The sequence below is a fragment of the Streptosporangium sp. NPDC006007 genome, assembly GCF_040614315.1.
Taxonomy (GTDB): domain Bacteria; phylum Actinomycetota; class Actinomycetes; order Streptosporangiales; family Streptosporangiaceae; genus Streptosporangium.
Map to the genome: position 1 here is coordinate 198338 of NZ_JBEXUG010000006.1, position 26223 is coordinate 224560.

Consider the following 26223-nt stretch of genomic DNA (forward strand, 5'->3'; position numbering starts at 1 on the left):
GCGGGAGGCCGGGCCTCCCGCCGTCTCACGCGGCTTCACGCCGCCCGTGTCACGTGCCGTCTCACGGCCCGCGTGCCGGGGCGGTGCCGCGGTGGCCGAGGTCGGCCGAGATGTCCGCGGCCGCGGCGGCCACCCAGGCGCCCAGTGACTGCGTCCGGCCCAGGGTGAACATGTCCAGGGGGCCGCAGACGGAGACCGACCCGGTGACCTGCCCGGTGGCGCCGTGGAACGCCGCCGCCACACTCGCCGCGCCGGACTGCCGCTCTCCGGAGCTGACCGCGTAGCCCAGCCCACGGATCCGGGCGATCTCCTCGCGCAGAGCGGCCGCGGAGGTGATGGTGGCGTCGGTGAGGCCGTCGAGGCGGTGGTGGACCACGTAGTCCTCCACCTCGGCGTCGGGCAGGGCGGCGAGGATCGCCTTGGACGACGACCCGGCGTGCAGGGGGTGGCCGGTGCCGAGGGCGACCGACATCCGGATCTCCTGGGCGGACAGCACCTGGTCGACGTAGATCCGCGACCAGCCCTGCCGGAGCGAGAGCGTCGCCGTCTCCCCGGTCCGCTCGGCCAGCGCCACCAGGTGGCGGTGGGCGAGCGCGGGAACGTCGAGTTCACGCATCGCGGCCAGCCCGATGTTCAGTGCGCCGGGGCCGAGGCGGTACAGCTTGCTGTCCTCGTCGAAGCCCAGGAACCGGCCGCCCACCAGTTCCCGCAGGATGCGGTGGGTCACGGCCTTGGGCAGCCCGGTCTCCCGCGCGATCGTGGAGACGCCCAGGCTCCGCGGCGACCTGCCGATGACGTCGATCACGGCCAGGGCCCTGGCGATGCCGGAGCGCGAACGCCCCTGCTCGCCTCCGGCCTCATCGGTGGTCATGGCTTCCTCGGTTGGTGCGGCGCACGCCGCGGGCGGCGCGGGATCGGAGATTGCGTGGACGTCGTGGAACGGGGCGTCGTCAGGCACCTCCGCGCACGTCGATCGTGACGTCGGCGTTGCCCCGGACCGCGTTGGAGTAGGGGCAGAGCCCGTCCGCGATCCCCACCAGCCGTTCCAGGTCGGCCTGGCGGCACTCCGGCGCGGCGACCTCCAGACCGGCGGCGATGGCGTAGCTCCCGCCGGGTACGGTGCCCAGGGTCACCGACACGGTCACGGTCACCGGGCCGGTGACGATCCGCTCGCGCCGGGCCGCCACCGCCAGGGCGCTGTCGAAGCAGGCGCCGTAGCCGGCCGCGAAGAGCTCCTCCGGATCGGTGCCGGTGTCGCCGGGCCTCCTGTCGCCCGGCCGGGTGAGCGCGAGCTCCAGCGGGCCGGTGCGCGAACGCGCGCCACCGCCCCGGCCCCCCCGGACCTCGACCGTCGCGGTGTAGACGGGGGTGAACCCCGGCCTCGGCCCGGCGGCGCCGTGCCGCAGGACCTCCTCGGCCACCGCCTTGGCGAAGACCTCCGGCTGCTCCTCGGCGACGAAGTCGGTGCCGCCGGCGATGACGACCAGCGGCGTCCCCGGCAGGGCGGCCAGCACGGTGTCGTTCATCCGGTTCACCACGTCCTCGTCACCGTGGAGCAGCAGTGCGGGGATGCCCGCGAGCGCGGAGGTGTCCAGGCGGTGGTCGAACACCGCGCGGTAGGCGACCGCGTAGTCGGGGCCGGCGCTGAGATACTCGGCGACCTGCCGGCTGGCCGACTCCGCCGAGATCCTCGGGTAGAGCCGGTGGACGCGTTCCCAGATCGTCCGCAGGTGACCGCCGTCGGAGGCGGGTTCGTAGCCCGGCGCGTAGGACGCCTTCTTCTCGGCCCGCTCGGCCTCGCCGTACAGGGGAAGCCCCTGGAAGATCAGGCCGCTCACCCGGTCCCGGGCGGCGAGCGCGGCCTCGGCGGCGACCACCGCGCCGGTGTGCTGCCCGAGCAGGTGCACCCTGCCCAGGCCGAGCGCGTCGACGGCCGACCAGACGGCCGCCGCGTAGTCCGGGACGGACCACTGCCGGGCCGGGGCGTCGGACATCCCGAAGCCGGGGGTGTCGAGGGCGACGACGTGCACGCCGTAGGCGGCGATCGCGGCGAGGGCGGGCTCGTAGGTCGCCGACGACAGCGGCGACTGGTGCAGGACGACCAGCGGCACCCCGGCGGGGTCGCCCGCCCGCCGGAAGTGGACCTGGCCCCAGGGCAGGTTGAGGTAGCCGCGCTCGGAGGCGCCGCGCATGCCGGTGTTCATGCCGTCACGGCCATCGCCGCCATGACCTCGACGACGTGCTTGACGCCCATGCGGTAGTCCTCCAGGCGGATGTGCTCGTTGGGTCCGTCGATGCAGGCGTCGGCGCGGGAGACCCCGACGCCGACGATCGGGAGGTCGCCCATGACGCCCTGGTTGCCGATCCACTGCGTGTAGGGCTCGATGACGGGCTCGGCGCCGTAGGCGCGGCGGGCCGCGTCGGCGACCAGCGCCACGAACGGGTGGCGGTGGTCGGTCAGGTTGGGGCTGCTGGTGGCCATGACCTCGATCGTGAGGTCGCCGAAGCCCGCGTCGTCGAGGTGCTCGCGGACGGCGCGCAGGACGCGCTCGTGGTCCTGGCCCGCGACCAGCCGGATCTCCAGCTTCGCACTGGCGGTGGAGGGGATGCCGAGGGTGACCTCGTCGCGGTTGTCCCCGCCGGAGACGCCCGCGACGGTCAGGGTGGGCCGGGTCCGGATCTCGATCGCGGCCTGGACGTCGTCGAGACCGCCGATGAAGCCGTCCACCCCGGCCCTGGCGCGCAGGAACTCGCCGTCGAACCGGAGCCGGGCCAGCAGGTCGCGCTCCTCGGCCGTCGGGGGCCGCGCGTCGTCGGCGAAGCCCGCCACGGTGACGGTGCCGTCGGAGCGCTGCAGGCTGGTGAGCGCGGCGGCCAGGCGGATGGTCGCCGCCGGCAGCAGGACGGTGTTCTGGCTGGTGAGATCGCGGGTCAGCGTGCGGGCGGTCAGTTTGAGGTACAGCACGCCCTTCTCACTGAGCTTGAGCAGCGGGCGGCCGTCCGTGTCCGTCCACGAGTTCTCCCAGAGCGCGGCGTCGGCGGCCAGCCGGTCGGCGTGGGCCTGGACGAACGAGCCGAGCCCCGGGCTGTGCAGCCACTTCTTGCCCTCCATGATGTAGCGGCTGGTGACGGGCGGCTCCAGCCCGGCCAGCCGCCAGGCCGCCGCGGCGTGGACCCGGGAGAGCATGGCGCCCTTGTCGTCGGCGACACCCCGCGCGTACAGCCGCCCGTCACGGATCTCCGCCGCGTACGGCGGGCTGACCCACTGGTCGTCGTCGCCGGTCGGCTCCACCGCGACGTCGTAGTGGTTGAAGTGCAGCAGGGCGCGCTGGCCGCCGCCGATCTCGCCCAGCACGTAGGGGTGGGAGTCGGCCCACGGAACGATCTCGGCGCTGCCGCCCCAGCGTTCGAGCGAACCGGCGAGGAACTCTGCGGTGGCCGTCATCTGGTCGGCCTCCTCGCGGAGACTGCGGATGCGGCACAGCTGCTGAAGCTCCTCGACGAAGGTGTCGAAGTGGGTGTCGACGGCGGCCAGCGCCGCGGCGACGTCGGGGTGTGACATGGGAACTCCTCGCACTCGGTCGGGTGTCACCAGATGGTGACGCCCCCGTCGATGTAGATCGTCTGGCCCGTCGTCATGGCGGCGGCGGGACTGAGCAGGAAGGCGACCGCGTTGGCGACGTCGTCGGCTCCGGCCATCCGGCCGAGCGGGATGGTGGCCAGCTTGTCCGCCATGTACGCCCGGTCGGCGCGCACGTCCGCGGTCATGTCGGTGGGCACGATGGTGGGGCCGACGGCGTTCACCCGGATGCCGTCGGGGGCCCACTCCAGAGCCAGCACCCTGGCCATGTGCATGACCCCGGCCTTGCTGACGCAGTATCCGAGGGTGTCGAGGACCGCGATGTGACCGTTGGTCGAGCCGATGTTCACCACGCTCGCGGCGCCCGCCTCGCGCAGCGCGGGATAGGCGGCCTGGGACATGCGGAAGGTTCCGGTGAGGTTGACGTCGAGGACGTCGACGAAGTCGCGCTCGCTCATCGTGGCCGCGGGGCCCCGCCGTACGACGCCGGCGTTGTTCACCAGATGGTCCAGGCGGCCGTGCGCGGCGAGCACCTCGGCGACCAGTTCCCGGCAGGAGCCGGCCGAACGGACGTCGGCCCGGTGGCCGGTGTGCCCGCCGGCGGCCGGGAGCGGCGCCTGCCAGGCGCCGGCGGGATCGACGTCGGCCCGCGCCACCCGGGCGCCCCGGGCCGCCAGTGTCGCGGCGATCACGGCGCCGATGCCCCGCCCGGCGCCGGTGACCAGGGCCACCTTGCCGTCGAACCGGTTCGGATCGCTCATCATGCCCCGATCACCTGGTTGTCCTCGGCCCAGAAGGCGAAGCGCCGCTGGGCGAAGCGGATCAGGGAGTGCGCGACGAGGCCCATCACCGACAGCACCACCAGGACCGCGAACATGCTCGCGATGTCGAAGTTGTAGTTGGCCTGCAGGAGCAGGTAGCCGAGCCCCTCCTTGGCCCCGATGAACTCGCCGACGACGGCGCCGAGGATGGCGAACACGATGCCGATGTCGAGGCCGGCGAAGATGAAGGGCAGCGCGCTGGGCAGCCGGACCATGCGGAACACCTGGAACCTCCCGGCGCCGAACACGGTCAGCATCTGGATCCTGTCGGCGTCGGCGGAGCGCAGTCCCTCGATGACGTTGACGAGCATCGGGAAGAACGAGATGACCGCCGCCATGACGATCTTGCTGGCTGTCCCGAAGCCGAACCAGACGACGAACAGCGGCGCCAGCGCGACCTTCGGCACGGTCTGGAAGGCGACGATGTACGGCATGAGCGTGCGGTCGGCCAGCCGGACCTGGGATATCAGCGTGCCCAGCACCATCGCCGCGACGACGCCGATCACGAAGCCGAGCAGCGACTCCTGGAGTGTCACCCACAGGTGCGACCAGAACTGCTCGCCGGTGAGCTGGGTGGCCAGCGCCGAGACGATCTGGGTGGGCCGGGGAAGCACGTAGTCGTCGATGCCCAGGGGCTGGACCGCGAACTCCCACAGGAGCACGACAACCACGAAGACCGCGGGCACCAGGACAAGCTCCGGACGTTCCCGCAGGTCGAAGCGGCTCTTCGTGGTGCGGGCCGGAAGCCTGGGGGTGGCCTGCGACTCGTCTGCGGTCTTGCTCGATGTCATTGCGGACCTCGTCAGTCGATGACGCCGGCGGCGTTGAAGTGGGTGCGGATCCGTGTCACGTAGACCCCGGCGCGGTCGGAGGACATGACGCTCAGGTCGCGGGGGCGCTCCAGCTCGACCGGGACGATCTCCGCGATCCGTCCCGGCCGGGAGCTGAGCACGACGACCCGGTCGGAGAGGAAAACCGCCTCCGGGATGGAGTGGGTGACGAGCACGATCGTCTTACCGCTCTCCTTCCAGATCCGCAGCAGCTCGACGTTCATGTACTCCCTGGTCATGGCGTCCAGGGCGCCGAACGGCTCGTCCATGAGCAGCACGGCCGGGTCGTGCACGAGGGCCCGGCAGATCCCGGCGCGCTGCTGCATGCCCCCGCTCAGCTCATGGGGGTACTTGCCCTCGAAGCCCCCCAGCCCGACCATCTCCAGCAGTTCCACGGCCCGCTTCCGGTAGGCGGAGGCGTCAAGTCTCTGCACCTCCACCGGCACCATCACGTTCTGCAGGATGGTCCGCCACGGCAGCAGGGTCGCCGCCTGGAAGACCATGCCCACCTGCGGGAGCGGGCCGTCCACGTCGCGGCCCGCGACGCGGACGACCCCCTCGGTCCTGGGGATCAGCCCGGCGAGGATCTTCAGCATGGTGGTCTTGCCGCACCCGGAGGGACCGACGATCGAGATGAACTCCCCGCGCTTGACGGTGAAGTCGATGTCGGCCAGCGCGTGGGTCGGTTCCGACCTGCGCGGCCGGTACACCTTCCGCAGGCCGTTCACCTCGATCCAGGAGGCTTCGTCCGCCGCCGCCGGGCCGGCGCCGGCCCGGCGGCGGCCGGGAGTCCTGATGGCCATCGGTTCTCCTCTTCGGTAATCGGGCGGGTCGTGCGGGGGACGGCCGGATCGGGTCACCGGGGTGCGGGCGTCACCGGCCAGGTCACTTCGGGGCGTACGCCTTGGCCTTGGCGACCACGGCCGCGGAGTCGAACGTGTTGGCCCCGGCCAGCAGCCCGGGCTCCCAGACGTCGGCCATCACGGGCTTCTTGGTGATCTGACCGGCCCCTATGGTGTAGGCGGCGGTCTTGTCCCACTCCTGCTCGCTGATCGCCCCCCAGTCGGCGAAGGTCTCCGGCTCGCCGCTCTTGGGGGTGGCGGTCTTCATCCACGCGCCCAGGACCTTGGTGTCGTTGGCGACCCGCTCCTCCGCGGACTTGCCGGCCAGGATCTGCGGGAAGACCTTGTAGCCGATCCGGGTGGCGGCCTCGGGGTTGACCGAGGCGAAGAGCATGCCCTGGTAGCCGGCCCGCAGGTAGCGGGTCAGCTCGTCCCTCTTCTGGTCGAGGGTGTCCTTGCGCACCGCGAAGGTGATGGAGCGGATCCCCTGGAACATGTCCGGGTTGGGGAGGTACTCGAAGCCGGTGCCGGAGAGCTCGATCGTGGTGTACGCCTGGGTGTAGAGCGCGAGCGCGTCCACCTCGCCGCTGTTGAACGCGCCGGCGGCCTGGGCTCCCACGCCGACGGGCAGCAGTTCGACGTCCTTCTCCGGGTCGAGCCCGGCCTCGTGGACATAGGCCCTGGCGTAGGGGGCCGAGCCCGACGCCAGGCTGATGACGCCGATCTTCTTGCCCTTGAGGTCGGCGCCGCTCTTGATCCCGCTGCCCGGTTTGACCGCCATGACCCACGGCCAGTTCTGGACCAGGCCGCCGACGGCCTTGACCGGGACGCCCTTCTCGACGGCGGCCAGGATCGAGCCGGCGTCGGCCGCGGTGATGTCCGCGCTGCCGGAGGCGACCGCCTGGATGGCGGCCACGGATCCGTCGGTGTTGATGGTCTCCACCTCCAGGTTCTGCTCCTCGTAGAAGCCCTGGTCCTTGGCCACCGCGTAGGTGGCGACCTCCTCCTTCGGCCCGATGACGGCCGAGGCGATCGCGAAGGTGATCTTCCCCTGGGCGGGCTTGCCGCCGTCGGCGGCCGGGCTCGCGGCCGTACCCTCGTCTCCGCCGCACGCGGTGAGGGCGCTCAGCGTCGCGACGGCGAGGGCGGCGGCGCCCATTCGCAGGAACTGCTTCATGTTCGAACCTCTGTCAGCTGGGGGGTTGGGAGGCGTCGGCGGGCCGGAAAGGGATCCCGGCCTCGGTGAGGTCGTTGTAGACGTTCTGCTCGGTGATGAGACCGTCGTGGATGACGAACACGTCGGCGTAGCGGACGCCGGAGAAGGGCTCGCCGATCAGGTCCTCGCCGTACAGGGTCCCGAGGGAGGTGACGACGGTCGCGTCGCCCGCGGCGCCCTCGAAGTAGCGCTCGCGGCGCTTGCGGACCCACCGGTAGCGCCCGCCGGCCCCGGCGACCATCTCCGGCAGCGAGGCGAAGACCCGGCCGCCGGGGAAGACCATCCGCGCGTCCGGAGCGAGCAGCCGGGCTGCCTCCTCCAGGTCACGGTCCTCGCACAACCGCAGGTAGCGGTCCACGAGCTCGGCTCCGGTCTCCCCGGTCATCGGCCGTTCCCGCTCGCCAGCACGGCCTCCCACTGGTCGCGGAGCGGGTGCTCGGCGGGGCCGGACTCGGTGATGATCCTCATCAGGCGGCCCACCATGGCGTCGCGCCTGCCGTCCAGGACCCGGCGCTCGGCCTCGTCGGGCACCAGGGAGTCGAGTTCGCCGGGGGCGAGGACGCCGCGGCGCACCAGCAGCGCCTCCAGGCCGTGCAGTCGCTGGTCGGCGACGTGCAGGTCGGTGCTGAGCTGCAAAATCAGGTCGAACAACCTGCCGGCGTTACGGTCGCGGAAGTAGTCGAATTCGTCGCTCATCAGTTCTCCGGCTTGGTCGCGGCCAGAACCGCCCACGGGAAGTGCCACTCGCGTCGTTCGCCCCAGCCGCCGGGGCTGACACCGTGGTTCCGTTCGTCGAACGGGGACCAGGACGGCTCGGTGAGGCCGGCCTCGCGGCAGGACTCCAGCAGGTCGGAGGCGAACAGGTCGTGGAAGAAGGGTTCGTTGTTCCGCTCGGCGTGCTCGAAGATCGTCGCGTCCCTGAACGGTTCGCCGGTCGGCTGGAATTCGAGGAACCGCAGCGCGCCGCCCGGCCTGAGCAGGCGGGCCGCCTCACGGATGGTCTCCCGTACGGCCTGCGCGGGCATCTCGTGCAGCACCATGGTGCCGGTGACCACGTCGCAGGAGCCGTCCTGAAGGCCGGTGGCCCTGCCGTCCCCCTGGACGTAGGAGATGGCCGTGCCCTCCGCCTCGGCCTCCGCGTGCGCCAGGCGCAGCCCCGGCGCGGCGAGGTCCACCCCGATGATCTCGGCGTCCGGGTAGCGGGCCGCGAGCGGCCGGGTGCTCTTGCCGAAGCCGCAGCCGATGTCGACCACGCGGGCCGCCGACGGCAGGTCGGGCAGAGCGGTCTCGGCGAACAGCCGGTGGAACTTGTAGCCGTCGTTGTCGCGCAGCATGACGATCCGCGCGCCGAACTCGTAGACGTAGGCGGACAGGTCGTCGGAGAAGAAGCCTCCGGGCTGGAGGTGGATGTCGAAGTCGGTGTACCAGCCGGGCAGGTCGAGCTCCGGGTCGAGGGTCAGCGTGCCCCCGGCTCCCTCGGAGGCGTTCAGCTGGTCGATCAGGTCGGCCCTGCGGCTGATGACCGCGTCGCCCGCGCTCCTCCAGAGCATCTTCTGCTGCACGCGCTCCAGGTGGCTGTACCAGGGGTAGAGGCTCAGCTCGCGCAGGCGTCCGGCCGCCTCCTCAACGGTCCGGGCCGGGGCGCCGCTCGTCCGGTACTCCTGCGCGAGCGCGGGGTAGACGGTGTCGGCCCACCGCTTGCGCAGGGCGAGGATGTAGTCCACGGTTGAGCGTTCGTCGAAGGTCAGTCTGTCCTCAATGTCGATCATGGCTCTCCTTCTCGGCGGGGAGGCGGGCAGGGGTCCGTGAGGCCGGGGCGGGCCGGGGGGGCGGGGTCAGCCGTCGCCGGCCAGGGCGGTCGCGCCGCCGGCGGCGTCGGTCAGGAACGTGCCGGCGAGCCGCCCCTCGTAGACCGCCTCCAGCGCGGTCCGCGGCGCGTTGGCGTCGCCCACGACGTGCACCCGGGGGGCTCCGGCCACCCCGTCGAGCGCGCGGTAGATCTCGTCCACCGCGACGGGCGTGCCCGCGTCGACGATCGCGGTCACCCCGGGGAGTGACTCGACGTCGCCGCAGAGGGTGTCGCGGAGAACGACCTCATGCCCGCTCGCGCCCTGCGGGACGCGGAGCAGGTGGGCCTTGACGCCCAGCTCGCCCAGCCGGTGGGTGAGCGCGAGCCTGGAGTAGGTGGTGATCCGGGCCGAGAGCGAGGCCGTGGGCGACACCAGGTGCACCTTCGTACCCAGCCGGGCGAGGTGCTCGGCGATCGAGGCCGCCGGCCACGCGCCCTCGTCGTCGCGGACGACGACGGTGCCGCGCAGCGGGGAGGCCGGATCGTCCAGGGCCGCGACGGCCTCCCAGAGGTCGAGCACCGGGGGGCCGCCCGGCAGCTCCCGCCGCCCCGGCCGTGAACCGGTCGCCACCACGACGTCGTCGACGCCCTCGTGCCGGCCGCCGGCCAGCAGGTCGGCGGCCTGGACGTGCCGTCCCAGCAGGATCTCGACCCCCGAGGCGGCCAGGTCGGCGGCGAGCTCGGCGGTGAGCAGGCCGAGGCGCTCGCGCCCCGGCACCCGGGCGGCGACGGCCACCTGGCCGCCGAGTTCGGAGCCGGCCTCGGCGAGCGTCACGTGGTGGCCGGCGCGGTGTGCCGACAGTGCCGCCTCCATGCCCGCCGGGCCGCCTCCGACGACCATGACCCGGCGCCGGCCGGTGGCGGCGGGCGGCGGAGCCGACCGGAGCCGCGCCCACTGCCGCTCGGATCCGACCTCCGGGTTGACCACGCAGGAGATCGGCAGGCTGTTCTCCAGCCGTCCGACGCATCCCTGGTTGCAGGCCAGGCAGGAGCGCGCCTCGTGGGAGCGGCCCTGGATCGCCTTGCGGACCAGGTGGGGGTCGGCGATGTGGGGGCGGGCCAGCCCGACCAGGTCGGCCTCTCCCCCGGCGACCAGTTCGGCGGCCTCGGGGAGGCTGTCGAGCCGGCAGACCGCGAGCACCGCCAGGTCGGGGAACTCCCTCTTGAACAGCGCGGCGTGGTGGCGGAACGGGGCGTGCCCGAAGCTCATGTCGGCCATCTGGGTCGCCAGCGAGTGGCTCCCGTGATAGGCCGAGTGGCTGACGTGCACGTAGACGAGGGGGAACTCCTCCCGCAGGAGCGCGACGACCTCCACCACGTCGGGTGGGGTGAGGCCGCCCGGCAGGAACTCGTCGGCGCTGACCCGCAGGCCGACCGGCAGCCCCGGCGCCTGCCGCGTCACCGATTCGAGCACCTCGCGGATGAGCCTGAGGCGGCCGTTCAGGTCGCCGCCGTAGCCGTCGGCCCGGGTGTTGGTGACCGGTGACAGGAACTGCTGCAGCAGGTGCCCGTGGCCGAGGTGGACCTCGACGCCGTCGTAGCCCGCGGCGGCCATCCGCCGGGCGGCGCCGCCGAAGGCGCCGACGACGACGGCGATGTCACCCCGTCCCATGGCGTGCGGGACGTGCGCTCCGGCGGCCCACGGCACGTCGGCCGCCGACCAGGCGGCGGTTCGGGTGGCGTCCCCGGCGGCCTGGCGCCCCGCGTGCATGATCTGGGCGAAGATCCGCGCGCCTTCCGCCTGCACGGCCCGGGCGACCTCGGCGTAGGCGGGGATGGAGGAGTCGTCGAAGCTGCCGAGGCTGATGTGCCGTCCCGCGCTGGTCGGGTGGACCCGCACCGCCTCGGTGATGATCAGGCCGACGCCACCCTTGGCACGTTCCACGTGGTAGGCCGTGTGGCGGTCGGTCGGGCGGTTGTCCAGGCCGAAGTTGGTGGTGTGGCCGGGGACGAACACCCGGTTGCGCAGTGACAGCGGTCCCACCGTGACGGGTGAGAGAAGTCCCTCCACGCCCGACGTTGTCATCGATCCCCCTTCACGTCTCGCAGGGAGGTGAACACGACAGGCTCGACTGCACACCAATCGTTCCGATCAGCGATACAGCGTTCGCGTAAGCAGAACAGTAGGTACCGCCGAACAGAGAGTCAATGACCTAACCCGGATTTCATGTTTCAGTAAGGCGGTTATCGGGCGGTCCCAAAACACGCCGGAGCGCCGGCGGAGGCCGGCCTCCGCCGGGATGCTCAGGACCACGCGGAAACGCCTTCAACCCGCTCCGTCACGACCCCGTCACGACCCCGTCATGGTTTCATGGGGGTTTCATCACGACGTCGTCCCGGCACGAGACTCCCGGAAAGAGCCGGGCCGCGGGCCGCCGGCCGCTCCCGCCGGAGCACACCGCCGACCACGTCACCGTCGACGGTCTCGCGTTCGATCAGGATCGCGGCGAGCCGGTCGAGCGCGGTCCTGTGGGCGCGGAGCAGATCGACCGCGCGCTTCTCGGCCCCGCCGAGCAGACGGGCGACCTCCTCGTCGATGATCTGCTGGGTCCGCTCGGAGTACGGCCTGCGCTGGAGGTCCTCGGCCTGCTCACCAAGATACCGGGGGGCCGCGGAGGAGTAGCCGACCGGGCCGAGCGCGGGTGACAGACCGAAGTCGCGCACCATCCGGGTGGCCATCTGGGTGGCGGCCGCGAGGTCGTTGGCGGCGCCGGTGGAACCCTCACCGAAGACGACCAGCTCGGCGGCCCGGCCGCCGAGCCGTACGGCGAGCAGGTCGGCCAGGTAGCTCTCGCTGTAGAGGTGCCTCTCGGCCTCGGGAAGCTGCTCGGTGACACCGAGCGTCAGACCTGCGGGCAGGATGGTCACCTTCGCGACCGGGTCGGCGTGCTCACAGAGCGTGGCGAGCAGGGCGTGCCCGGACTCGTGGACGGCCACCGCGTGGCGCTCCTGCGGAAGCAGGGCGTTGGAGGTCTCCCTGCGGCCCAGCAGCACCCGGTCACGGGCCTCGTCGAGGTCCTGGGCGTTGATCGTCGTCCGGTCGGCCCGGACCGCGTTGATGGCGGCCTCGTTGACCAGGTTGGCCAGGTCGGCGCCGGAGAATCCCGGCGTGGCCCGGGCGATCACCCCGAGATCGACCTCAGGGGTCAGGTGCTTGCCCGCCGTGTGAACGGCCAGGATCGCCGCGCGTTCGGCCTGGTTGGGCAGGGGCACGGTGACCTGCCGGTCGAACCGGCCGGGACGGAGCAGGGCCGGGTCGAGGGTCTCCGGCCGGTTCGTCGCGGCCAGGACGACGATGCCGCTGCTCTGGTCGAAGCCGTCCATCTCGGCCAGCAGCTGGTTGAGCGTCTGCTCGCGTTCGTCGTTGCCACCGGAGATCGGGCCGCCCCGCCGCCCGCCGATGGCGTCTATCTCGTCGATGAAGACGATCGAGGGGGCGCGTTTGCGTGCCTCGTCGAAGAGGTCACGGACCCGTGAGGCACCCACGCCGACGAACATCTCCACGAACGCCGAGCCGGTGACCGACAGGAACGGCACGGCCGCCTCACCGGCCACCGCCCGGGCGAGAAGCGTCTTGCCCGTCCCCGGCGGACCGACCATGATCACGCCCCGGGGCGGTTTCGCGCCCGCGGCCGCGTATCGGCCGGGATCCCGCAGAAAACCGATCACCTCGCCGATCTCCTGCTTGACGGTGTCGTAACCGGCGACGTCGCCGAACCGGGTGGTCGGCCGCTCCGCCTCGATGATCTTCGCCTTCGAGCGGCCGAAGCCCCCGATGCCACCGACGCCGCCCATGGACTGCTGCGCCTTCCGTCCCGTCCACATGAACAGGCCGATGAGCAGGGCCAGCGGCAGGAAACCGGCCAGGATCGACAGCAGGGAACCGCCCGACCGGGTCGCGCTGACCCCCACGTGGTGGGACCGGAGCTGGGCCTCCACCTGATCGGCGTTGGGTGCCGTGGGGATCTGGGTGGTGAACCTCGTGCCGTCGTTCAGGCCGCCGGTCACCGCGCCCTGGTCGTCGATCGTCACCTCCTTCACCTGCCCGGCGCCCACCTTGGCCAGGAAGTCGCTGTAGGAGTACGGCTTGGCCGCCGTCCCGGTGAACAGGAGGGGGAGCAGCAGCCAGAGCGCGATGACCGCCATTCCCAGCGGCAGCAGCCAGTGCCGCCAGCCCGGAGGCCGCGGGGGCGCCGGCGGGGACGGGGGGTCGTTCGGCGGCCCCGGCTTCGCCGTACCCGTCATGTGCCGGCCGCGCAGCCGAACCCGTGTGATCATCAGCTGACCTCCCTGCCGGCTCCCTGCCTCTACCGCCAGTTTTCAGTCACCCGGCGGGGGCGGGGCAGGGCCGAAAGACCCGAAGAGCGGGACGGACGGCCCCGCGCGGCCCCGGGGCCTCCGCCGCGGCCCTACCTCACCGGTCACACCCGCCCGTCACCGCCCTCCAACACCGACTCCACGCGCGACCGGCGTCGAACGCCGCGGCTGTGGGAAGAGTCAGGGACAGGGGGCGTCCGCCCCACCCGCACGAGATCGTTCCGGGGAGGCACGGGCTCCCCCGCCTCAGCCGGTTCCCGGATCACCCGGGCGGCAGACCCGAGCGCGGAGGCATCGGCGATGAGACCGTGGGCGCAGATCAGGGAAACACACTCCGGCGTCGTGGTCCTCCTCGGGGATCACGCCTTCAAACTCAAGAAACCGGTGGACCTCGGCTTTCTGGACTTCACCACGAGGGAGGCCCGGCGGGCCGTCTGCCTGGAGGAGGTGGAGCTCAACCGGCGGCTGGCACCGGACGTCTACGAGGGGGTCGCCGACGTGCTCGGCCCGGATGGAGAGCTCTGCGAGCACCTGGTGGTGATGCGGCGGATGCCGGAGGAACGACGGCTCTCCGTGCTGGTCCGTTCGGGGCAGCCGGTGGAGGCGCACCTGCGCCAGGTCGCCCGGATGGTCGCGAGCATGCACAGCCGGGCCCGCCACGGCCCGCAGATCGACGAGCAGGGCGGGAGGGAGGCGCTGTGGTCCCGCTGGACCGCGAGCCTCAATCAGGTCCGCGCGCTTCCCGACGTGATCCTCGGCGTCGAGGTGCTTCAGGAGATCGAGCGGCTCACCCTGCGCTTCCTCGACGGCCGGGAGCACCTGTTCGCCGCCCGTGTCGAGGAGGGCCGTATCGTGGACGGCCACGGCGACCTCCTCGCCGAGGACATCTTCTGCCTGGACGACGGACCGCGGATTCTGGACTGCCTGGAGTTCGACGAACGGCTGCGCTTCCTCGACGGCCTGGACGACGCGGCCTTCCTGGCCATGGATCTGGAACGGCTGGGCGCGCCCCAGGCGGGCGAGATGTTCCTGAACTGGTACGCCGAGTTCTCCGGCGATCCCTCCCCGCCCTCGCTGTGGCACCATTATGTCGCCTACCGGGCGTTCGTCCGCGCCAAGGTGGCCTGCCTCCGGCACTGCCAGGGGGACTCCGACGCGGTGTGGGAGGCCCGCGAGCTGGCCAAGCTCACGGTACGCCATCTGCGGGCGGGCGCGGTCCACCTGATCCTCGTCGGCGGGACGCCGGGGACCGGGAAGTCGACCCTGGCCGCGGCCGTCGCCGACCGGCTCGGCCACACCCTGCTGAGCAGCGACCGGGTCCGCAAGGAGCTTGCCGGCATCGCACCCGGGCAACCCGCGCCCGCCCCCTTCGGCGAGGGCGTCTACCACACCGAGCACACCGAGCGCACCTACGGCGAACTGCTGTCCCGAGCCGGGAGGCTGCTGCGGCACGGCGAGCCGGTCGTCCTCGACGCCTCCTGGATCGACGCCGGGCACCGGGCGGCGGCGGAGGAGGTCGCCCGGAACACCTCCAGCGATCTCGTGGCCCTGCGCTGTACGGCTTCCCCTCGGGTCGTCGCCGAACGTCTCGCCTTCCGTACCGGCGGGATCTCGGACGCCGACCAGGCGATCGCCGCGACCATGGCGGAGCGGGCGGCCCCCTGGCCCGACGCGGTCGAGATCGACACCGGCACCTCCCCCGAACAGTCGCTCGAACGGGCGCTGGCGGCGATCCACCCGCCCCCGGGCACCGCCGCCCGGCGGTTCCGGCGCCCCCGGATGGAACCGGGCTGATCCGGGGATATCTCATGGAACCGGTCCGATCCGGCGTCCCGGACGGAACGGAGCACCGGACCCGGCCGGCCACCCGCGCAGCCCGGACTGCGCGGACTGCGCGGACTGCGCGGACTGCGCGCGACCGCCCTCCGGGCCCGCCGCGGGGCGGCCGAAAGACCCCGGCATTGAGGACCTCCGGCCTCTGCCTCACCGGCCCCTCCGGCGGTGAGATGGAGATGTGGGGAGCCGGGCAGAGATCGTCCTCGTCGAGGCCGCGCCCGGGGAGGAGAGCCGAAGACGTGCGGAGTCGCCCGGCCGGATCGGGCCCGCACGCGCACGAAGGGGGTTCAGCGATGCGGGTGAAGGTCAAGGACGTCATGAGCACACAGGTGGCGTCGGTCAACGGCAGCAGCTCGTTCAAGGACGTCGCCGAGGTGCTCATCGCCCACGGAGTGAGCGCGGTCCCCGTCGTGGACGGGGACGGACACGTCATCGGCGTCGTCTCCGAAGCCGACCTGCTGCACAAGGAGGAGTTCAAGGAGCAGTACTACCGCGAGGGGTACCGGCCGCCGCTGCGCACCCGGCTGCGCCACCGCCTGAGCCAGGAGGGCGGCGACGGCAGGAGCAAGTCCCGGGGGGACACCGCCGCCGAGCTGATGACCGCCCCGGCGGTGACGACCCGGCCGAACGCCTCGATCGTGGCCGCCATGCGGCTCATGGAGGAGCACGGCGTCAAGCGGCTGCCCGTGGTGGACGACGAGGGGGTGCTCGAAGGCATCATCAGCCGTCATGACCTGCTGAGAGTCTTCGTCCGCAGCGATGCCGGCATCGCCGAGGAGGTGTGCGAGGAGATCCTTGAGCACTCACTCTGGGCGGAGCCGCACGACACCGCCGTCACCGTCACACACGGTATCGTGACGCTGACCGGCCGCATGCACCGGCGGAGTGAGGCCCAGCTGGCGGCGCGGATGACCCACCGGGTGCACGGGGTCGTCGACGTGATCGACAAGCTGGAGTGGAACGTGGACGACCTCCCCGCCTGGAGAGGGCGCTGACCCCTCCCTCCACGAAAGGGAGCCGGCGACCCGCCGCGGCTGCGAGACCCTCCGCCCGCGCCGTCCGGAACGCCGGCCCTCGGTCAGGCCCTGGGAGGCGATCTTGACCCTCTCCCCACGGCTGAGGCCGGGGGATTCCAACCTCAAGGAGTTGCGATGAAGGCTCTGGTGTACGGCGGTCCCGGGCAGAAGAGCTGGACCGAGGTGCCCGACCCGAGGATCGTCGATCCGCGCGACGCGATCATCCAGATCGACACGGTGACCATCTGCGGCACGGATCTGCACATCCTCGGCGGAGACGTACCCGAGGTGCGGCCGGGGCGGATCCTGGGCCACGAGGCGGTGGGCACCGTGGTCGACGTGGGCGACGCCGTCAGCACACTGCGGCCGGGTGAACGGGTCCTGGCGTCGTGCATCTCCGCCTGCGGCATGTGCCACTACTGCCGGCGGAGCAGATACGGCCAGTGCCTGGGCGGGGGCGGCTGGATCCTCGGCCACCTCGTCGACGGCGTCCAGGCCCAGTACGCCCGGATTCCCTTCGCCGACCTGTCCACCCACAGGCTCACCGCCCGCATCGGCGACGAGGCGGCCGTCATGCTCGCCGACATCCTGCCCACCTCCTACGAGGTAGGGATACTGAGCGGCCAGGTCCGGCCGGGTGACACGGTGGTCGTCGTCGGGGCGGGCCCGATCGGGCTGGCCGCGATCCTCACCGCGCGGCTGTACTCGCCGTCGCACATCATCGCGATCGACACGGCGCAGAGCCGTCTGCAGGCCGCCAAGCGGTTCGGCGCCGACATCGCCCTCAGGCCCGACGACGATCCGCTGGAGGTGATCCGCTCGGTGACCGACGGGCTGGGGGCCGATGTGGCGATCGAGGCCGTCGGCCTGCCGGAGACCTTCGAGATGTGCACCACCCTGGTACGGCCCTGCGGCAGGGTGGCCAACGTCGGCGTCCACGGCCGGCCCGCCACGCTGCACCTGGAGGACCTGTGGATCCGCGACCTGACCATCACCACCGGCCTGGTCGACACCTTCTCCACCCCTACCCTGCTCGGCATGCTCGGCAGCGGGCGGTTCGACACCGACAGCATGATCACACACCGGTTCCCGCTCGACGACTTCGCCGAGGCCTACGAGGTCTTCTCCCGTCCCGCCGAGACCGGCGCGCTCAAAGTCGTCCTCACCCGCGCCTGACCCCCGGGGCTCCGGCCCTCGCAGCCGAGACGCCGGTGAGTGGAACGGCACCTCTATGGGGAAATCAGCCCTTTCCAAGGGTTTTTCGCAGCGGTCGCCGGGCGAAAGACCTGTTCAGTGGGGACCTCCGGCCGCCGTGCCGGCACCGCGGGAGCGGTGGGACAAGAGTGGGCAGGGTCCCGATCTGACAGGGAGGACATATATGAGCATGCTGACACGTCGTGAGCAGAGGGGGCTCTTCCCCGAGCTGCTCGACCTGCTCGACGCTCCTTTCGCCACCATGAGGTCGCAGGGCCAGCAGGCCATGAGGTTCGAGGACTACGTCAAGGGGGGCCGGTACATTTTGCGGGCCGAGTTGCCGGGCGTCAACCCCGAGAACATCGAGATCGACCTGAACAACGGCATTCTCACGATCCACGCCGAACGTCAGGAGGAGGAGAAGGACCAGCAGCGGACGGAGTTCCGTTACGGCTCGTTCACCCGGTCCATCACCCTGCCCCCGACGGTGGACGAGAAGGACGTCAAGGCCGGCTACGACCAGGGCATCCTCGAAGTCAGCATGAAGCTGGCCAGGCCCGAGGAGAAGAGTAAGCGCATCCCGGTCGAGGCGCACCACGGCAGGTCGAGGTAGCGGGAGCCCTGAGCGACGGCACGGCGGGGCGGGAACACCGGCCTCCGAGGCCACGACCGTCACCGGGGCCGGGGACCTTCCGGTGCCGTGGCACCACGGGGTGGCCGGCATGGTCAGCCGGCGCGATCGGCTGACCATGCGCCCGTCCGGGCGGTGGCGTCCCGGACGTGGATCACGTCGCGTCGCCGCACGGCCCGCCGCGCAGGGTGGCCTGCAGCAGGATCCTGGTCAGGTCGGCGGAGGTGACCATGCCCGTCACGTGGCCGTTCTCGACCACCAGGGTGGCCGGCTCCGCGGACCGTCTCAGGATCCGCGCCGCGGGTTCGTCGGGGGCCACGAGATGGTCCGGGGGCAGCCGGCGAGCCAGCTGGGTGACATGGGTGGCGGTTCGCTGCTCGGGGGTGAGGGCGCAGAGCGCCTCAAGCGAGACGGAGCCGACGGGCGCTCCGGAGAAGTCCACGACGGGAAAGACGCTCTGCCGCGACCGGAGCGCCACGGTGGCCACGAAAGCGTCGACGGTGAGCCAGGCGGGGGCGAGGTCCGGGCCGGACGTCATGATGTCACGCATCCGCAGCCCGGCCAGTCCCTCCCGTGCCGTGTGGGCGAACGCCTCGCTGCGGGCGGCACCGGCCAGGAACCAGCCGATGAGCACCGTCCACAGCCCGCCGGCCGGTGACCACAGGGCGGTCTGCAGGACACCGGCGGCCACCAGGAGCATGCCGAGCGACTGCCCGGCCCGCACGGCCGCCCGGTCGGCGCGGGAACGGTCGCGGTAGCGCCACCACAGGAACGCGTGCAGGACCCTCCCGCCGTCCAGGGGTGCGCCGGGAAGCAGGTTGAACACGCCGAGTACCGCGTTGACGAGGGCGAACCAGGCCAGCGCCGACGAGATGAGCGGCGGCCCGTGGGTGACGATCAGCACGAGGTAGGCCGCCACCGCGAGGGCCAGGCTCATCAGGGGGCCGGCCGCGCTGATCTCCGCCTCCGTCCTCGGGGTACCGGCCTCGTCGTCGAGTTCGGTGATCCCGCCCAGCAGCCACAGGGTGATAGATCCCACCCGGACCCCCCGGTGACGGGCGACCAGGGCGTGGGCGAGCTCGTGGGCCAGCAGCGACGCGAGGAACGCGAGCGCGGTCACCGCGGCGACCGTCCAGTACACCCCCCGCGACATGCCGGCCCCCTCGACCGGCAACACCGCCGTTCCCAGCACGGCCATGATCAGCGCGACGACGAGGAGCGTGGACCAGTGCACTCCTATGGGGATCCCCGCGACGGTTCCCAGACGCAGACTCGGCCTCATGGTTCCACGATCGGCTTTACTCTCTTACCGGTTTAGAGCCGTTATGCCCGTTCGATCGGGACTTTGGTCGTTAGCGTCACACCGGACGGACAGGGCGCAACGACCTGGCGCAATAGGGTCCAAGGACCCTTTCACCGGCCCGTACCGGAGAGAGACGCTGCGGTGGGAGGTGTTCACGATGGAAGCCAAGCAGTGGAATGTGCAGATCTTCATCAGCGAGGACGACAACGACGACGTCACCACCGCCAGAGCCGTGCTGTTCACCGATCGCGGCAGAAGGCACGAGGGGGTCGCCCACGCCCGGCGCAACCCGAGCGACCAGCCGGTCCCGGAGATCGGAGACGAGCTGGCGGTCGGGCGCGCGCTCTCCGTTCTGGCCGCCCAGTTGATCCAGGACGGCGCCGAGGACGTCGCCCAGCTGGCGGGCTCGGCCCACGAGTTCGGCTAGTGCCCGGCCGGCCGCCCGTGGGGCCGGCCGCGCGGCCGGCCCCGCGGGATCAGGGCTGCCTCGGCCGGCGCCACCGCTCGTCGGCCAGGACCCAGGCCCTGTCCCACTCGGCGTCCCGGCACCGGTTCAGCAGCCCGCGCAGACCGGTCAGGCAGAGCAGCAGCGCCATCGCGACCCCGCTCATCACCGCGACCAGGGCGAGCCCCGCGTCCACGGCCGTCTTCGCGTGGTTCTGCGGGGAGGTCGTGAGCCTACCGGCCGCATCGACCCAGACGCCGGTGTGCGAACCGGCGGGCGCACTCGGCGGAAGTACCACCTTGCCCGTCCCGGGGCCTCCCCCCGGAGTGATCCATCGCACCGTCCGCGCCTGCCACCCCGCGCCGCGCGCCGGATCCACGACCTCGGCGACCACCGCCTGCCGGTGTCCGGGACCGGTGAGCTCGGCACGCAGCCCGTTCTCGTAGGCCTGCCGCCCGAGTGTGACCGCCGGCCAGAGCGCGGCGATGAATATCATCAGGCCTGCCAGAACCACCACCGTCTCAATCCGGTCCGAGCGCCTGCGCAACGGGTTGCCGTCAAAACGGTGAAGGCACAGACAACGCATCACCCACTGACCAAGGGAACGCATCGGATCACCTCCTACTGCGCATACACCTCCACCGTCTGTCCTACCCACATGGTGCGTCAGAGTCTTTGGGCGTGGCCCATCGGGACCTTGGTCCCTACCCACAGCCGCCGGGGAGGGTTAACGTTCATGGCATGATTCGCGTGTTCCTCGTGGACGACCACGAAGTGGTGCGCCGGGGGGTCGCCGCCCTGCTGGAGTCCGAGGGGGACATCGAGATCATCGGTGAGGCCGGGACCGTGGAGTCGGCGGTGGCGCGCATCCCGGCGCTCCGGCCTGACGTGGCGGTCCTGGACGTGCGGCTGCCCGACGGCAGCGGCGTGGACGTGTGCCGCGAGGTCCGGTCCAAGATGCCGGAGCTGGCCTGCCTGATGCTGACCTCGTTCGCCGACGACGAGGCCCTGTTCAACGCGGTGATGGCGGGCGCCGCGGGATACGTGCTCAAGCAGATCCACGGCTCGGACCTGGTCGGGGCGGTGCGGACGGTGGCCGCCGGCCAGTCGCTGCTGGACCCGCAGACCACCGCCTCCATGCTGACGCGCCTGCGCGAGCAGGCCACCAGGAGGGATCCGCTCGCCTCCCTGTCGGACCAGGAGCGCCACATCCTGGAGCTGATCGGCGAGGGCATGACCAACCGGCAGATCGGCGAGCGGCTCTATCTCGCCGAGAAGACCGTCAAGAACTACGTCTCGAACCTGCTGGCCAAACTCAGCATGCAGCGGCGCACCCAGGCCGCCGCCCTGGCTGCCCGTTTGAAGGCCGATCGCCCTGATTGACGGGACCTTCGACCCTTATCCGGGGCACAGGCAGTCGGCAGGCTATGAAGGCATGAACGTCGATTCAGCCGGGCTGCACGTACTCTCCCGCCAGGAGTGCATCGATCTGCTGTCCTCGACACCGATCGGGCGGATCGTCTTCACCGACCGAGCCCTTCCCGCGGTGCAACCGGTCAACTTCTACCTGGACGGTGAGGACATCGTCATCCGCACCGGCGCGGGCTCCAAGCTGGCCGCCGCCACCCGCCACACGGTGGTGGCCTTCGAGATCGACGACTTCGACGCCGAGGCGCGCACCGGCTGGTCGGTCACCGCGGTGGGACACGCGCGGGCGGTCTCCGACATCACGGAGATCGCCCGGCTGTCGATGCTGCCGTTGACCGCGTGGGCGCCCGGCGACCGGGACCACTTCATCGTGATGCGGACCGAGCAGATCTCCGGCCGCCGCATCCGGCGTTAGGCCCGGTTCCCGGTCCGTTCCCGGTTTCCCGTGGACCGCTCCGCCCCTGCCGGCCCCGGCTAGCCGAGCGGGACGCTCCATATCAGCCGGGTGCCGCCCTCGGGGGGCGAGTCGACCTCGAAGGAGCCGCCGAGTTGCAGGGCCCGCTCCTGGAGGTTGCGCAGTCCGCTGCGCCTGCCGTCCTCGGGCAGCCCCGTCCCGTTGTCCCGCACGACGAGGGTGAGCCACTCGCCCTCCACCACGGCCCGCACCTCGGCCTTGGAGGCCCTGGCGTGCCGTACGACGTTGGACAGCGCCTCGCGGAGAACGGCCAGCAGATGCTGTGCGGCCTCCGGCGGCACCCTGTTGTCCAGTTGCCCCTCCAGCTCCAGGCCCGGCATGAACCCCAGATGACCGCGCACGTCCTCCACCAATCCCACGATCTGCGCGCGCAGGCCGGATTCGCCGCCCTGGTGGGGGGTCTGCAGCGCGAAGATGGTCGAGCGGATCTGGCGGATCGTGTTGTCCAGCTCGTCGATCGCGTTCTGCAGCCGGGAGGAGGTCTCCGGCCGGTCGACGAGCCGTACCGTGCTCATCAGCGTCATGGCGACGGCGAACAGCCGCTGGATCACCACGTCGTGCAGGTCCCTGGCGATCCGGTCGCGGTCCTCCAGCAGCCCCAGCCGCTCGGCGTCCATCCGGCTCTCGGCCAGTTTCAGGGCGATCGCGGCCTGGCCGGCGAAGGAGTGCAGGGTGCGCAGCTCGGCCTGGTTGAACGGGATGCGGCCCGAGCGCTTGCCCAGTGACAGCACACCGCGTACGGCCCCCGCCGTGCCGATGGGCACGGCGGCGACGGGGCCCAGCGACCCGTACTCGGCGATCACAACGGGGATCTCGGTCTCGGCCGGATCGGTGACCATGAGCGGCTCGCCGCTGACGAACGCCCTGCCCTCGAAGGAGCCGGTGATCGGGGCCTCGGCGTCGGCCACCTGGTCGCAGGCGGGCCCGTCCGCGATGATCGACTGAAGGACGCACCCGGTCTGGTCGGGCAGCAGAACCGCCACGACGTCGGCGCGGGCCATCTCCCGCGCCTGCCGCGCTATCAGCGTGAGCACCTCCTGCGGCTCGGCTCCGGACAGCAGGCTGGTGGTGACGTCGGAGGACGCCTGCAGCCACATCTCACGCCGCCGGCTCTCCTCGTACAGCCGGGCGTTCTCGATCGCCACGCCCGCGGCGGTGGCCAGCGCCGTGACGATCGCCTCGTCCTCCTCGTCGAACTCCCCTCCCCCGCGTTTCTCGGTGAGGTAGAGGTTGCCGAACACCGCCTCACGGACCCGGATCGGCACGCCCAGGAACGACCCCATCGGCGGATGCCCCGGCGGGAAGCCGTAGGACTCCGGATGGTCGGAGATGTGCGCCAGACGCAACGGCCGCGGTTCCTTGATGAGCAGGCCCAGCAGACCCAGGCCGTGCGGCCAGTGCTCGATGCGGGCGATCTCCTCCTCGCTCAGCCCCACCGGAATGAACTGGACCAGCGTGTTCTCGGCGCCGATCGCCCCCAGCGCCCCGTAGGTGGCGTCGACCAGCGTGGTCGCGGTCTCCACAATCCGCCGCAGTACCGTCTCCAGGTCCAGGTCGCTGCCGACGGACACGACCGCGCTCAGCAGCGCGTGCACCCGGTCCCGGGTGGCCAATACCGCCTCCAGCCGCACGTGCAGTTCCGACAGCAGTTCGTCCAGCCGCATGTGCGGCATCAACGCACCAGGCTCGATCTTTCCCATACACCGAAGTTTCGCACCCTGACGTCTGAGAGCCCACCCCGTGATGCGAGGTGGGCTCTCAGACGTCAGGGGGAGGGCTATTTCAGGATCGGCAGGCGCCGGACCAGGGCGGTCCGCCCCCACCGGGCGCCGACGCCGAGGGTGTCACCGGCACCCGCCAGCGCCAGCCCGGCGAGCACGACGGCGTAGACGACGTGGTCGTCCATGAACGGGTTGGTGGTCAGCGGCAGCTCGGCGGCCCACATCAGGATCAGCAGCAGACCGCCGGTGACGGCCGCGATCCGCATGCCGGCCCCCAGGATGAGCGCGGCGCCGATGCCGAGCAGGCCGAGCATGAACAGCCAGTCGACCCATCCCTGACCGGCCAGGCCGCTGAAGAGGCCGCCGAGGGCGTTCTCACCGGTGCCCTTGAGGAAGCCGGTGGTCGGGCTGCCGCCCGCGGTCCAGGCGCGCTCCGCGGGGGTGGCGAAGCCCCAGCCGAAGGTCTTGTCGAGGAAGGCCCAGAGGAAGATCCAGCCCAGCGAGATCCGGGCGATCGCCCAGACGTAGTCGACCGGCCGGGCCGAGCCCTCGGCGGGGAGGGTGTCCATGACGGGCGCGGGGTCTGTGCGGTGGCCCTGGTGCCGGCCTTCGGTGATCGCCATGACTGTCTCCTTCGGTGCTGCCGACCTGCGGCTGTGATGGGTTAATCACACCGTTTCGCAGAACTTTCCGGCAGTGCCGTACGGCTCGCGGCGCCCGCCCCGAAGGTCCCCACTCCGCCGGGACCTTCGCCCCTCAGGGCAGCTCGTCGAGCACCTCGGGCAGCGGGCGGCGGGTTCCCGGCCTGTCGTCGGAGGTGAACCCCAGCCTCATGATCATCTGGGGGTACTCCCCCGAGCACATCTCCAGCCGCAGGAACTCCCTCAGGTGACACATCTCCAGCGCCTGGGTGTGGAACGCGGCGCTGACGTCGTAGGCGGAGGCGTGCAGCAGGACACGCTGCAGCGCCTGACCGGCGATGATCCAGTCGTCGCGGAGGTCGCCCCGTGTGGTGAGCACCGCCACCACGCCGGTGCTGCCGTCCGGGCTCCCGTCGGCGCCCCACGGACGGCCCCCCGTGTAGTCGCGCTGGGCGAAGGGGGGGTTGGTGAGCCGGGCGGTCCGTGGATAGCCTTCGGCCGGCACACCGTCGCGGCGCGGGCTGCCGGGCGGACGCGCCCAGCGGAGGACCTCCAGCCCGAATGCCCGATCCTGGGACTGGACGTCCTGGGCCGCGCCGGTGAGCGCCGAGAGGACGCGGACCGCGGCCTCGGACCGGACCGGGGTCAGCCGGGCGCCCTCGGTGGCCGCCTGATCGGCCAGTTCCTCAAGAAGTCGCTCGGGCACGGGCAGAGCGGTGAACCCGGCCCGGTGGGTCCTTCTGCGCTCGATCTCCCCGTGCAACAGCCGGCTGTGCTCGTCGGCACCGGATCCCGGCGCCAGCCGCACCGTGGCCAGCAGCGCGGGGCGGTCGGGGTCCGGCAGGACGAGCACCCGGGGCCGGTAGCCGAGCACGCGCAGCGCGAGCCGGACGTTGAACAGGGCCGCCCCGCAACTGATCAGCATCTGCCGGCCCTCCGGGTCGGCCGTGCGCAACTGCCTGTCACTGTCGGCCCGGACGCTGATCTCGTCGCCGGAGACGGCGAAGGACCACGGCTGGGTGTTGTGCGGCGACGGCGCCCACAGCGCGGCCTCCACCGCCGTGTGAACCGCCTGGGTGATCTCTTCCGTGGCGTGAGCACTCACGGTTTCCACCTCTCTCCCGAAGGTCTCCCGAAGATCATGCGTATCAGGCCGGCACATGTTCGAGCAGGGGCGAAAGTCCCATCTCCATGGGCGCCGCCGGACGGGTTCACCGGCTGCCGGTGCGCGTCCTCGCCGGATCGTCGCGCCCGTAGGCGGCCTCGACCTCCAGGTCGACCACGCCCTCCACCCGGCGCCCCGCCTCGATGATCTGGGCGGCCTGCGAGCGTCCGGCCAGTCTCCCCGTGACGCGGACCACCCCGTCGTACACGGTGACGGTGAACATGTCCGGATCCAGCCCCAGCCCCGCGATGGCCGCCGCCACGTCCGCCAGGAGGTCGGAGGGCCTCCTGGTGAAGACCTTCAGCAGATCGGCCTGATGCACGGTACCCGCGATCCTCCCGCTGACCTGGTCGACCACCGGCAACTGCTTGATCCTGTTCACGTGCATCAGCCGGGCCGCCTCCCGTACCGGGGTCACCCGGGTGACGACCAGCGCCGGACTGGTCATGATCTCCCCCGCGGTCGTTCCCCTGGCCCTGTCGTGCTCCCCGCGTCCCTCGAAGACACCCGCGCCGAACGAGGCACCGGTCTCCTTCAGAAGCAGATCGTCCTCCGACACCACCCCGATCGGGCGCCCCTGCGCGTCGATCACCGCGACGGCGCCCACCTTGAAGCGGCGCATGGTGGTCACGAGTTCGGTGAACGTCGCCGCCGGGTGAACCGCGATGGCCACCAGCCCCATGACATCCTTCACCTGCAGCGTCATAGCCGGCCCCCTGTCTTTCTCGCGATGCCGCTCTGATCGGCCCGCGGGGTCGCCCATACCGGCGATGCGCGGCCCCGGCTTTTCCTCTCCCGCCATGGTGGACCGCGGGCGGCACGGCACGGCAGAGCGGAAGGTCCCCTGGGCGTGGGACTTCCGCCCCCATTCCGCCACGCTTCCGACCTGCGCTTACCCACCCTCCGCCACCGG

General features: G+C 71.6%; 25 protein-coding genes. 7 read left to right on the forward strand and 18 right to left on the reverse strand.

Annotated elements, in window-relative coordinates:
- Positions 1-61 precede the first annotated feature (61 nt).
- From ABZ194_RS07560 to ftsH, 12 genes are all read right to left on the reverse strand, one after another.
- Positions 62-871, reverse strand: a complete 810-nt coding sequence (locus tag ABZ194_RS07560; RefSeq protein WP_355593432.1) for an IclR family transcriptional regulator — start codon at positions 869-871, stop codon at positions 62-64.
- 79 nt (positions 872-950) lie between these two features.
- A complete protein-coding gene (locus ABZ194_RS07565) occupies positions 951-2204 on the reverse strand; it encodes an Ohr family peroxiredoxin (protein WP_355593435.1) in 1254 nt (417 codons plus the stop codon).
- The gene (locus ABZ194_RS07570; protein WP_355593437.1) at positions 2201-3562 is read right to left on the reverse strand and encodes a M20/M25/M40 family metallo-hydrolase; all 1362 of its coding nucleotides are present in this window, start codon (positions 3560-3562) and stop codon (positions 2201-2203) included. Before ABZ194_RS07570 ends, ABZ194_RS07565 begins: the two co-directional genes overlap by 4 nt.
- A gap of 26 nt (positions 3563-3588) precedes the next feature.
- The gene (locus ABZ194_RS07575; protein WP_355593438.1) at positions 3589-4341 is read right to left on the reverse strand and encodes an SDR family NAD(P)-dependent oxidoreductase; all 753 of its coding nucleotides are present in this window, start codon (positions 4339-4341) and stop codon (positions 3589-3591) included.
- Positions 4341-5192: an ABC transporter permease gene (locus ABZ194_RS07580; protein ID WP_355593440.1), complete on the reverse strand. Its 852-nt coding sequence runs from the start codon at positions 5190-5192 to the stop codon at positions 4341-4343. The genes ABZ194_RS07575 and ABZ194_RS07580 overlap by 1 nt, the downstream gene beginning before the upstream one ends.
- An 11-nt stretch (positions 5193-5203) precedes the next feature.
- Positions 5204-6034: an ABC transporter ATP-binding protein gene (locus ABZ194_RS07585; protein ID WP_355593442.1), complete on the reverse strand. Its 831-nt coding sequence runs from the start codon at positions 6032-6034 to the stop codon at positions 5204-5206.
- Positions 6035-6116: 82 nt separating this feature from the next.
- The gene (locus ABZ194_RS07590) at positions 6117-7250 is read right to left on the reverse strand and encodes an ABC transporter substrate-binding protein (RefSeq protein ID WP_355593443.1); all 1134 of its coding nucleotides are present in this window, start codon (positions 7248-7250) and stop codon (positions 6117-6119) included.
- 13 nt (positions 7251-7263) lie between these two features.
- Positions 7264-7674, reverse strand: coding sequence for a nuclear transport factor 2 family protein (locus ABZ194_RS07595; RefSeq protein ID WP_355593445.1), 411 nt, complete (start codon positions 7672-7674; stop codon positions 7264-7266).
- Positions 7671-7985 carry a hypothetical protein gene (locus ABZ194_RS07600; protein ID WP_355593447.1) on the reverse strand — a complete coding sequence of 105 codons (315 nt, stop codon included), beginning with the start codon at positions 7983-7985 and terminating at the stop codon, positions 7671-7673. Before ABZ194_RS07600 ends, ABZ194_RS07595 begins: the two co-directional genes overlap by 4 nt.
- Positions 7985-9058, reverse strand: coding sequence for a class I SAM-dependent methyltransferase (locus ABZ194_RS07605; RefSeq protein ID WP_355593449.1), 1074 nt, complete (start codon positions 9056-9058; stop codon positions 7985-7987). The genes ABZ194_RS07600 and ABZ194_RS07605 overlap by 1 nt, the downstream gene beginning before the upstream one ends.
- 66 nt (positions 9059-9124) lie before the next feature.
- On the reverse strand, positions 9125-11164 hold the full coding sequence (locus ABZ194_RS07610; protein WP_355593451.1) for an FAD-dependent oxidoreductase: 2040 nt from the start codon (positions 11162-11164) through the stop codon (positions 9125-9127).
- Positions 11165-11439: 275 nt separating this feature from the next.
- Entirely contained in the window at positions 11440-13416 is a 1977-nt protein-coding gene (ftsH, locus tag ABZ194_RS07615) for an ATP-dependent zinc metalloprotease FtsH (RefSeq protein ID WP_355593453.1), read from the reverse strand.
- Positions 13417-13755: 339 nt separating this feature from the next.
- On the opposite strand from ftsH, the gene ABZ194_RS07620 reads away from it, so the two are divergent.
- The 4 genes from ABZ194_RS07620 (at position 13756) to ABZ194_RS07635 (ending at position 18114) form a co-directional block, all read left to right on the forward strand.
- Positions 13756-15249, forward strand: coding sequence for an AAA family ATPase (locus ABZ194_RS07620; protein WP_355593455.1), 1494 nt, complete (start codon positions 13756-13758; stop codon positions 15247-15249).
- A 335-nt stretch (positions 15250-15584) separates the two neighbouring features.
- Entirely contained in the window at positions 15585-16286 is a 702-nt protein-coding gene (locus tag ABZ194_RS07625; protein WP_355593457.1) for a CBS domain-containing protein, read from the forward strand.
- A 156-nt stretch (positions 16287-16442) separates the two neighbouring features.
- Positions 16443-17483, forward strand: a complete 1041-nt coding sequence (locus tag ABZ194_RS07630) for a zinc-dependent alcohol dehydrogenase family protein (protein ID WP_355593458.1) — start codon at positions 16443-16445, stop codon at positions 17481-17483.
- A gap of 202 nt (positions 17484-17685) precedes the next feature.
- Positions 17686-18114, forward strand: a complete 429-nt coding sequence (locus tag ABZ194_RS07635) for an Hsp20/alpha crystallin family protein (protein ID WP_355593459.1) — start codon at positions 17686-17688, stop codon at positions 18112-18114.
- 172 nt (positions 18115-18286) lie between these two features.
- Here ABZ194_RS07635 and ABZ194_RS07640 read toward each other — a convergent pair whose 3' ends face one another.
- A complete protein-coding gene (locus ABZ194_RS07640) occupies positions 18287-19414 on the reverse strand; it encodes a site-2 protease family protein (RefSeq protein WP_355593461.1) in 1128 nt (375 codons plus the stop codon).
- A 178-nt stretch (positions 19415-19592) separates the two neighbouring features.
- On the opposite strand from ABZ194_RS07640, the gene ABZ194_RS07645 reads away from it, so the two are divergent.
- A complete protein-coding gene (locus ABZ194_RS07645) occupies positions 19593-19862 on the forward strand; it encodes a DUF1876 domain-containing protein (RefSeq protein WP_355593463.1) in 270 nt (89 codons plus the stop codon).
- 49 nt (positions 19863-19911) lie between these two features.
- On the opposite strand, the gene ABZ194_RS07650 is transcribed toward ABZ194_RS07645, so the two are convergent.
- Positions 19912-20397, reverse strand: coding sequence for a hypothetical protein (locus tag ABZ194_RS07650; protein WP_355593465.1), 486 nt, complete (start codon positions 20395-20397; stop codon positions 19912-19914).
- 224 nt (positions 20398-20621) lie between these two features.
- Here ABZ194_RS07650 and ABZ194_RS07655 point away from each other — a divergent pair, with 224 nt between their 5' ends.
- Entirely contained in the window at positions 20622-21263 is a 642-nt protein-coding gene (locus tag ABZ194_RS07655; protein WP_355593467.1) for a response regulator transcription factor, read from the forward strand.
- 52 nt (positions 21264-21315) lie between these two features.
- The gene (locus tag ABZ194_RS07660) at positions 21316-21723 is read left to right on the forward strand and encodes a pyridoxamine 5'-phosphate oxidase family protein (RefSeq protein WP_355593469.1); all 408 of its coding nucleotides are present in this window, start codon (positions 21316-21318) and stop codon (positions 21721-21723) included.
- A 59-nt stretch (positions 21724-21782) separates the two neighbouring features.
- Here the strand turns inward: ABZ194_RS07660 and ABZ194_RS07665 are convergent, their stop codons facing one another.
- The 4 genes from ABZ194_RS07665 to ABZ194_RS07680 all read right to left on the reverse strand — a co-directional run bounded on the left by ABZ194_RS07665 (position 21783) and on the right by ABZ194_RS07680 (position 26016).
- On the reverse strand, positions 21783-23483 hold the full coding sequence (locus ABZ194_RS07665) for a GAF domain-containing sensor histidine kinase (RefSeq protein ID WP_355593471.1): 1701 nt from the start codon (positions 23481-23483) through the stop codon (positions 21783-21785).
- Between the two features lie 77 nt (positions 23484-23560).
- The gene (locus ABZ194_RS07670; protein WP_355593524.1) at positions 23561-24073 is read right to left on the reverse strand and encodes a hypothetical protein; all 513 of its coding nucleotides are present in this window, start codon (positions 24071-24073) and stop codon (positions 23561-23563) included.
- Between the two features lie 187 nt (positions 24074-24260).
- Complete coding sequence (locus ABZ194_RS07675) at positions 24261-25307, reverse strand: nitroreductase family protein (protein ID WP_355593473.1); 1047 nt, start codon at positions 25305-25307, stop codon at positions 24261-24263.
- A gap of 49 nt (positions 25308-25356) precedes the next feature.
- Positions 25357-26016 (reverse strand): CBS domain-containing protein, encoded by a 660-nt coding sequence (locus ABZ194_RS07680; protein ID WP_355593475.1) that lies wholly within the window; start codon positions 26014-26016, stop codon positions 25357-25359.
- Positions 26017-26223: the final 207 nt, after the last annotated feature.

Bases quoted from the DNA above. Each gene is read 5' to 3' on its own strand.
- ftsH (WP_355593453.1), bottom strand. From the start codon at position 13,416: ATGATCACACGGGTTCGGCTGCGCGGCCGGCACATGACGGGTACGGCG.
- ABZ194_RS07560 (WP_355593432.1), bottom strand. From the start codon at position 871: ATGACCACCGATGAGGCCGGAGGCGAGCAGGGGCGTTCGCGCTCCGGC.
- ABZ194_RS07580 (WP_355593440.1), bottom strand. From the start codon at position 5,192: ATGACATCGAGCAAGACCGCAGACGAGTCGCAGGCCACCCCCAGGCTT.
- ABZ194_RS07630 (WP_355593458.1), top strand. From the start codon at position 16,443: ATGAAGGCTCTGGTGTACGGCGGTCCCGGGCAGAAGAGCTGGACCGAG.
- ABZ194_RS07620 (WP_355593455.1), top strand. From the start codon at position 13,756: ATGAGACCGTGGGCGCAGATCAGGGAAACACACTCCGGCGTCGTGGTC.
- ABZ194_RS07575 (WP_355593438.1), bottom strand. From the start codon at position 4,341: ATGAGCGATCCGAACCGGTTCGACGGCAAGGTGGCCCTGGTCACCGGC.
- ABZ194_RS07585 (WP_355593442.1), bottom strand. From the start codon at position 6,034: ATGGCCATCAGGACTCCCGGCCGCCGCCGGGCCGGCGCCGGCCCGGCG.
- ABZ194_RS07590 (WP_355593443.1), bottom strand. From the start codon at position 7,250: ATGAAGCAGTTCCTGCGAATGGGCGCCGCCGCCCTCGCCGTCGCGACG.
- ABZ194_RS07605 (WP_355593449.1), bottom strand. From the start codon at position 9,058: ATGATCGACATTGAGGACAGACTGACCTTCGACGAACGCTCAACCGTG.
- ABZ194_RS07595 (WP_355593445.1), bottom strand. From the start codon at position 7,674: ATGACCGGGGAGACCGGAGCCGAGCTCGTGGACCGCTACCTGCGGTTG.
- ABZ194_RS07670 (WP_355593524.1), bottom strand. From the start codon at position 24,073: ATGGACACCCTCCCCGCCGAGGGCTCGGCCCGGCCGGTCGACTACGTC.
- ABZ194_RS07645 (WP_355593463.1), top strand. From the start codon at position 19,593: ATGGAAGCCAAGCAGTGGAATGTGCAGATCTTCATCAGCGAGGACGAC.
- ABZ194_RS07565 (WP_355593435.1), bottom strand. From the start codon at position 2,204: ATGAACACCGGCATGCGCGGCGCCTCCGAGCGCGGCTACCTCAACCTG.
- ABZ194_RS07640 (WP_355593461.1), bottom strand. From the start codon at position 19,414: ATGAGGCCGAGTCTGCGTCTGGGAACCGTCGCGGGGATCCCCATAGGA.
- ABZ194_RS07610 (WP_355593451.1), bottom strand. From the start codon at position 11,164: ATGACAACGTCGGGCGTGGAGGGACTTCTCTCACCCGTCACGGTGGGA.
- ABZ194_RS07635 (WP_355593459.1), top strand. From the start codon at position 17,686: ATGAGCATGCTGACACGTCGTGAGCAGAGGGGGCTCTTCCCCGAGCTG.
- ABZ194_RS07625 (WP_355593457.1), top strand. From the start codon at position 15,585: ATGCGGGTGAAGGTCAAGGACGTCATGAGCACACAGGTGGCGTCGGTC.
- ABZ194_RS07660 (WP_355593469.1), top strand. From the start codon at position 21,316: ATGAACGTCGATTCAGCCGGGCTGCACGTACTCTCCCGCCAGGAGTGC.
- ABZ194_RS07680 (WP_355593475.1), bottom strand. From the start codon at position 26,016: ATGACGCTGCAGGTGAAGGATGTCATGGGGCTGGTGGCCATCGCGGTT.
- ABZ194_RS07675 (WP_355593473.1), bottom strand. From the start codon at position 25,307: ATGTGCCGGCCTGATACGCATGATCTTCGGGAGACCTTCGGGAGAGAG.
- ABZ194_RS07570 (WP_355593437.1), bottom strand. From the start codon at position 3,562: ATGTCACACCCCGACGTCGCCGCGGCGCTGGCCGCCGTCGACACCCAC.
- ABZ194_RS07600 (WP_355593447.1), bottom strand. From the start codon at position 7,985: ATGAGCGACGAATTCGACTACTTCCGCGACCGTAACGCCGGCAGGTTG.
- ABZ194_RS07655 (WP_355593467.1), top strand. From the start codon at position 20,622: ATGATTCGCGTGTTCCTCGTGGACGACCACGAAGTGGTGCGCCGGGGG.
- ABZ194_RS07665 (WP_355593471.1), bottom strand. From the start codon at position 23,483: ATGGGAAAGATCGAGCCTGGTGCGTTGATGCCGCACATGCGGCTGGAC.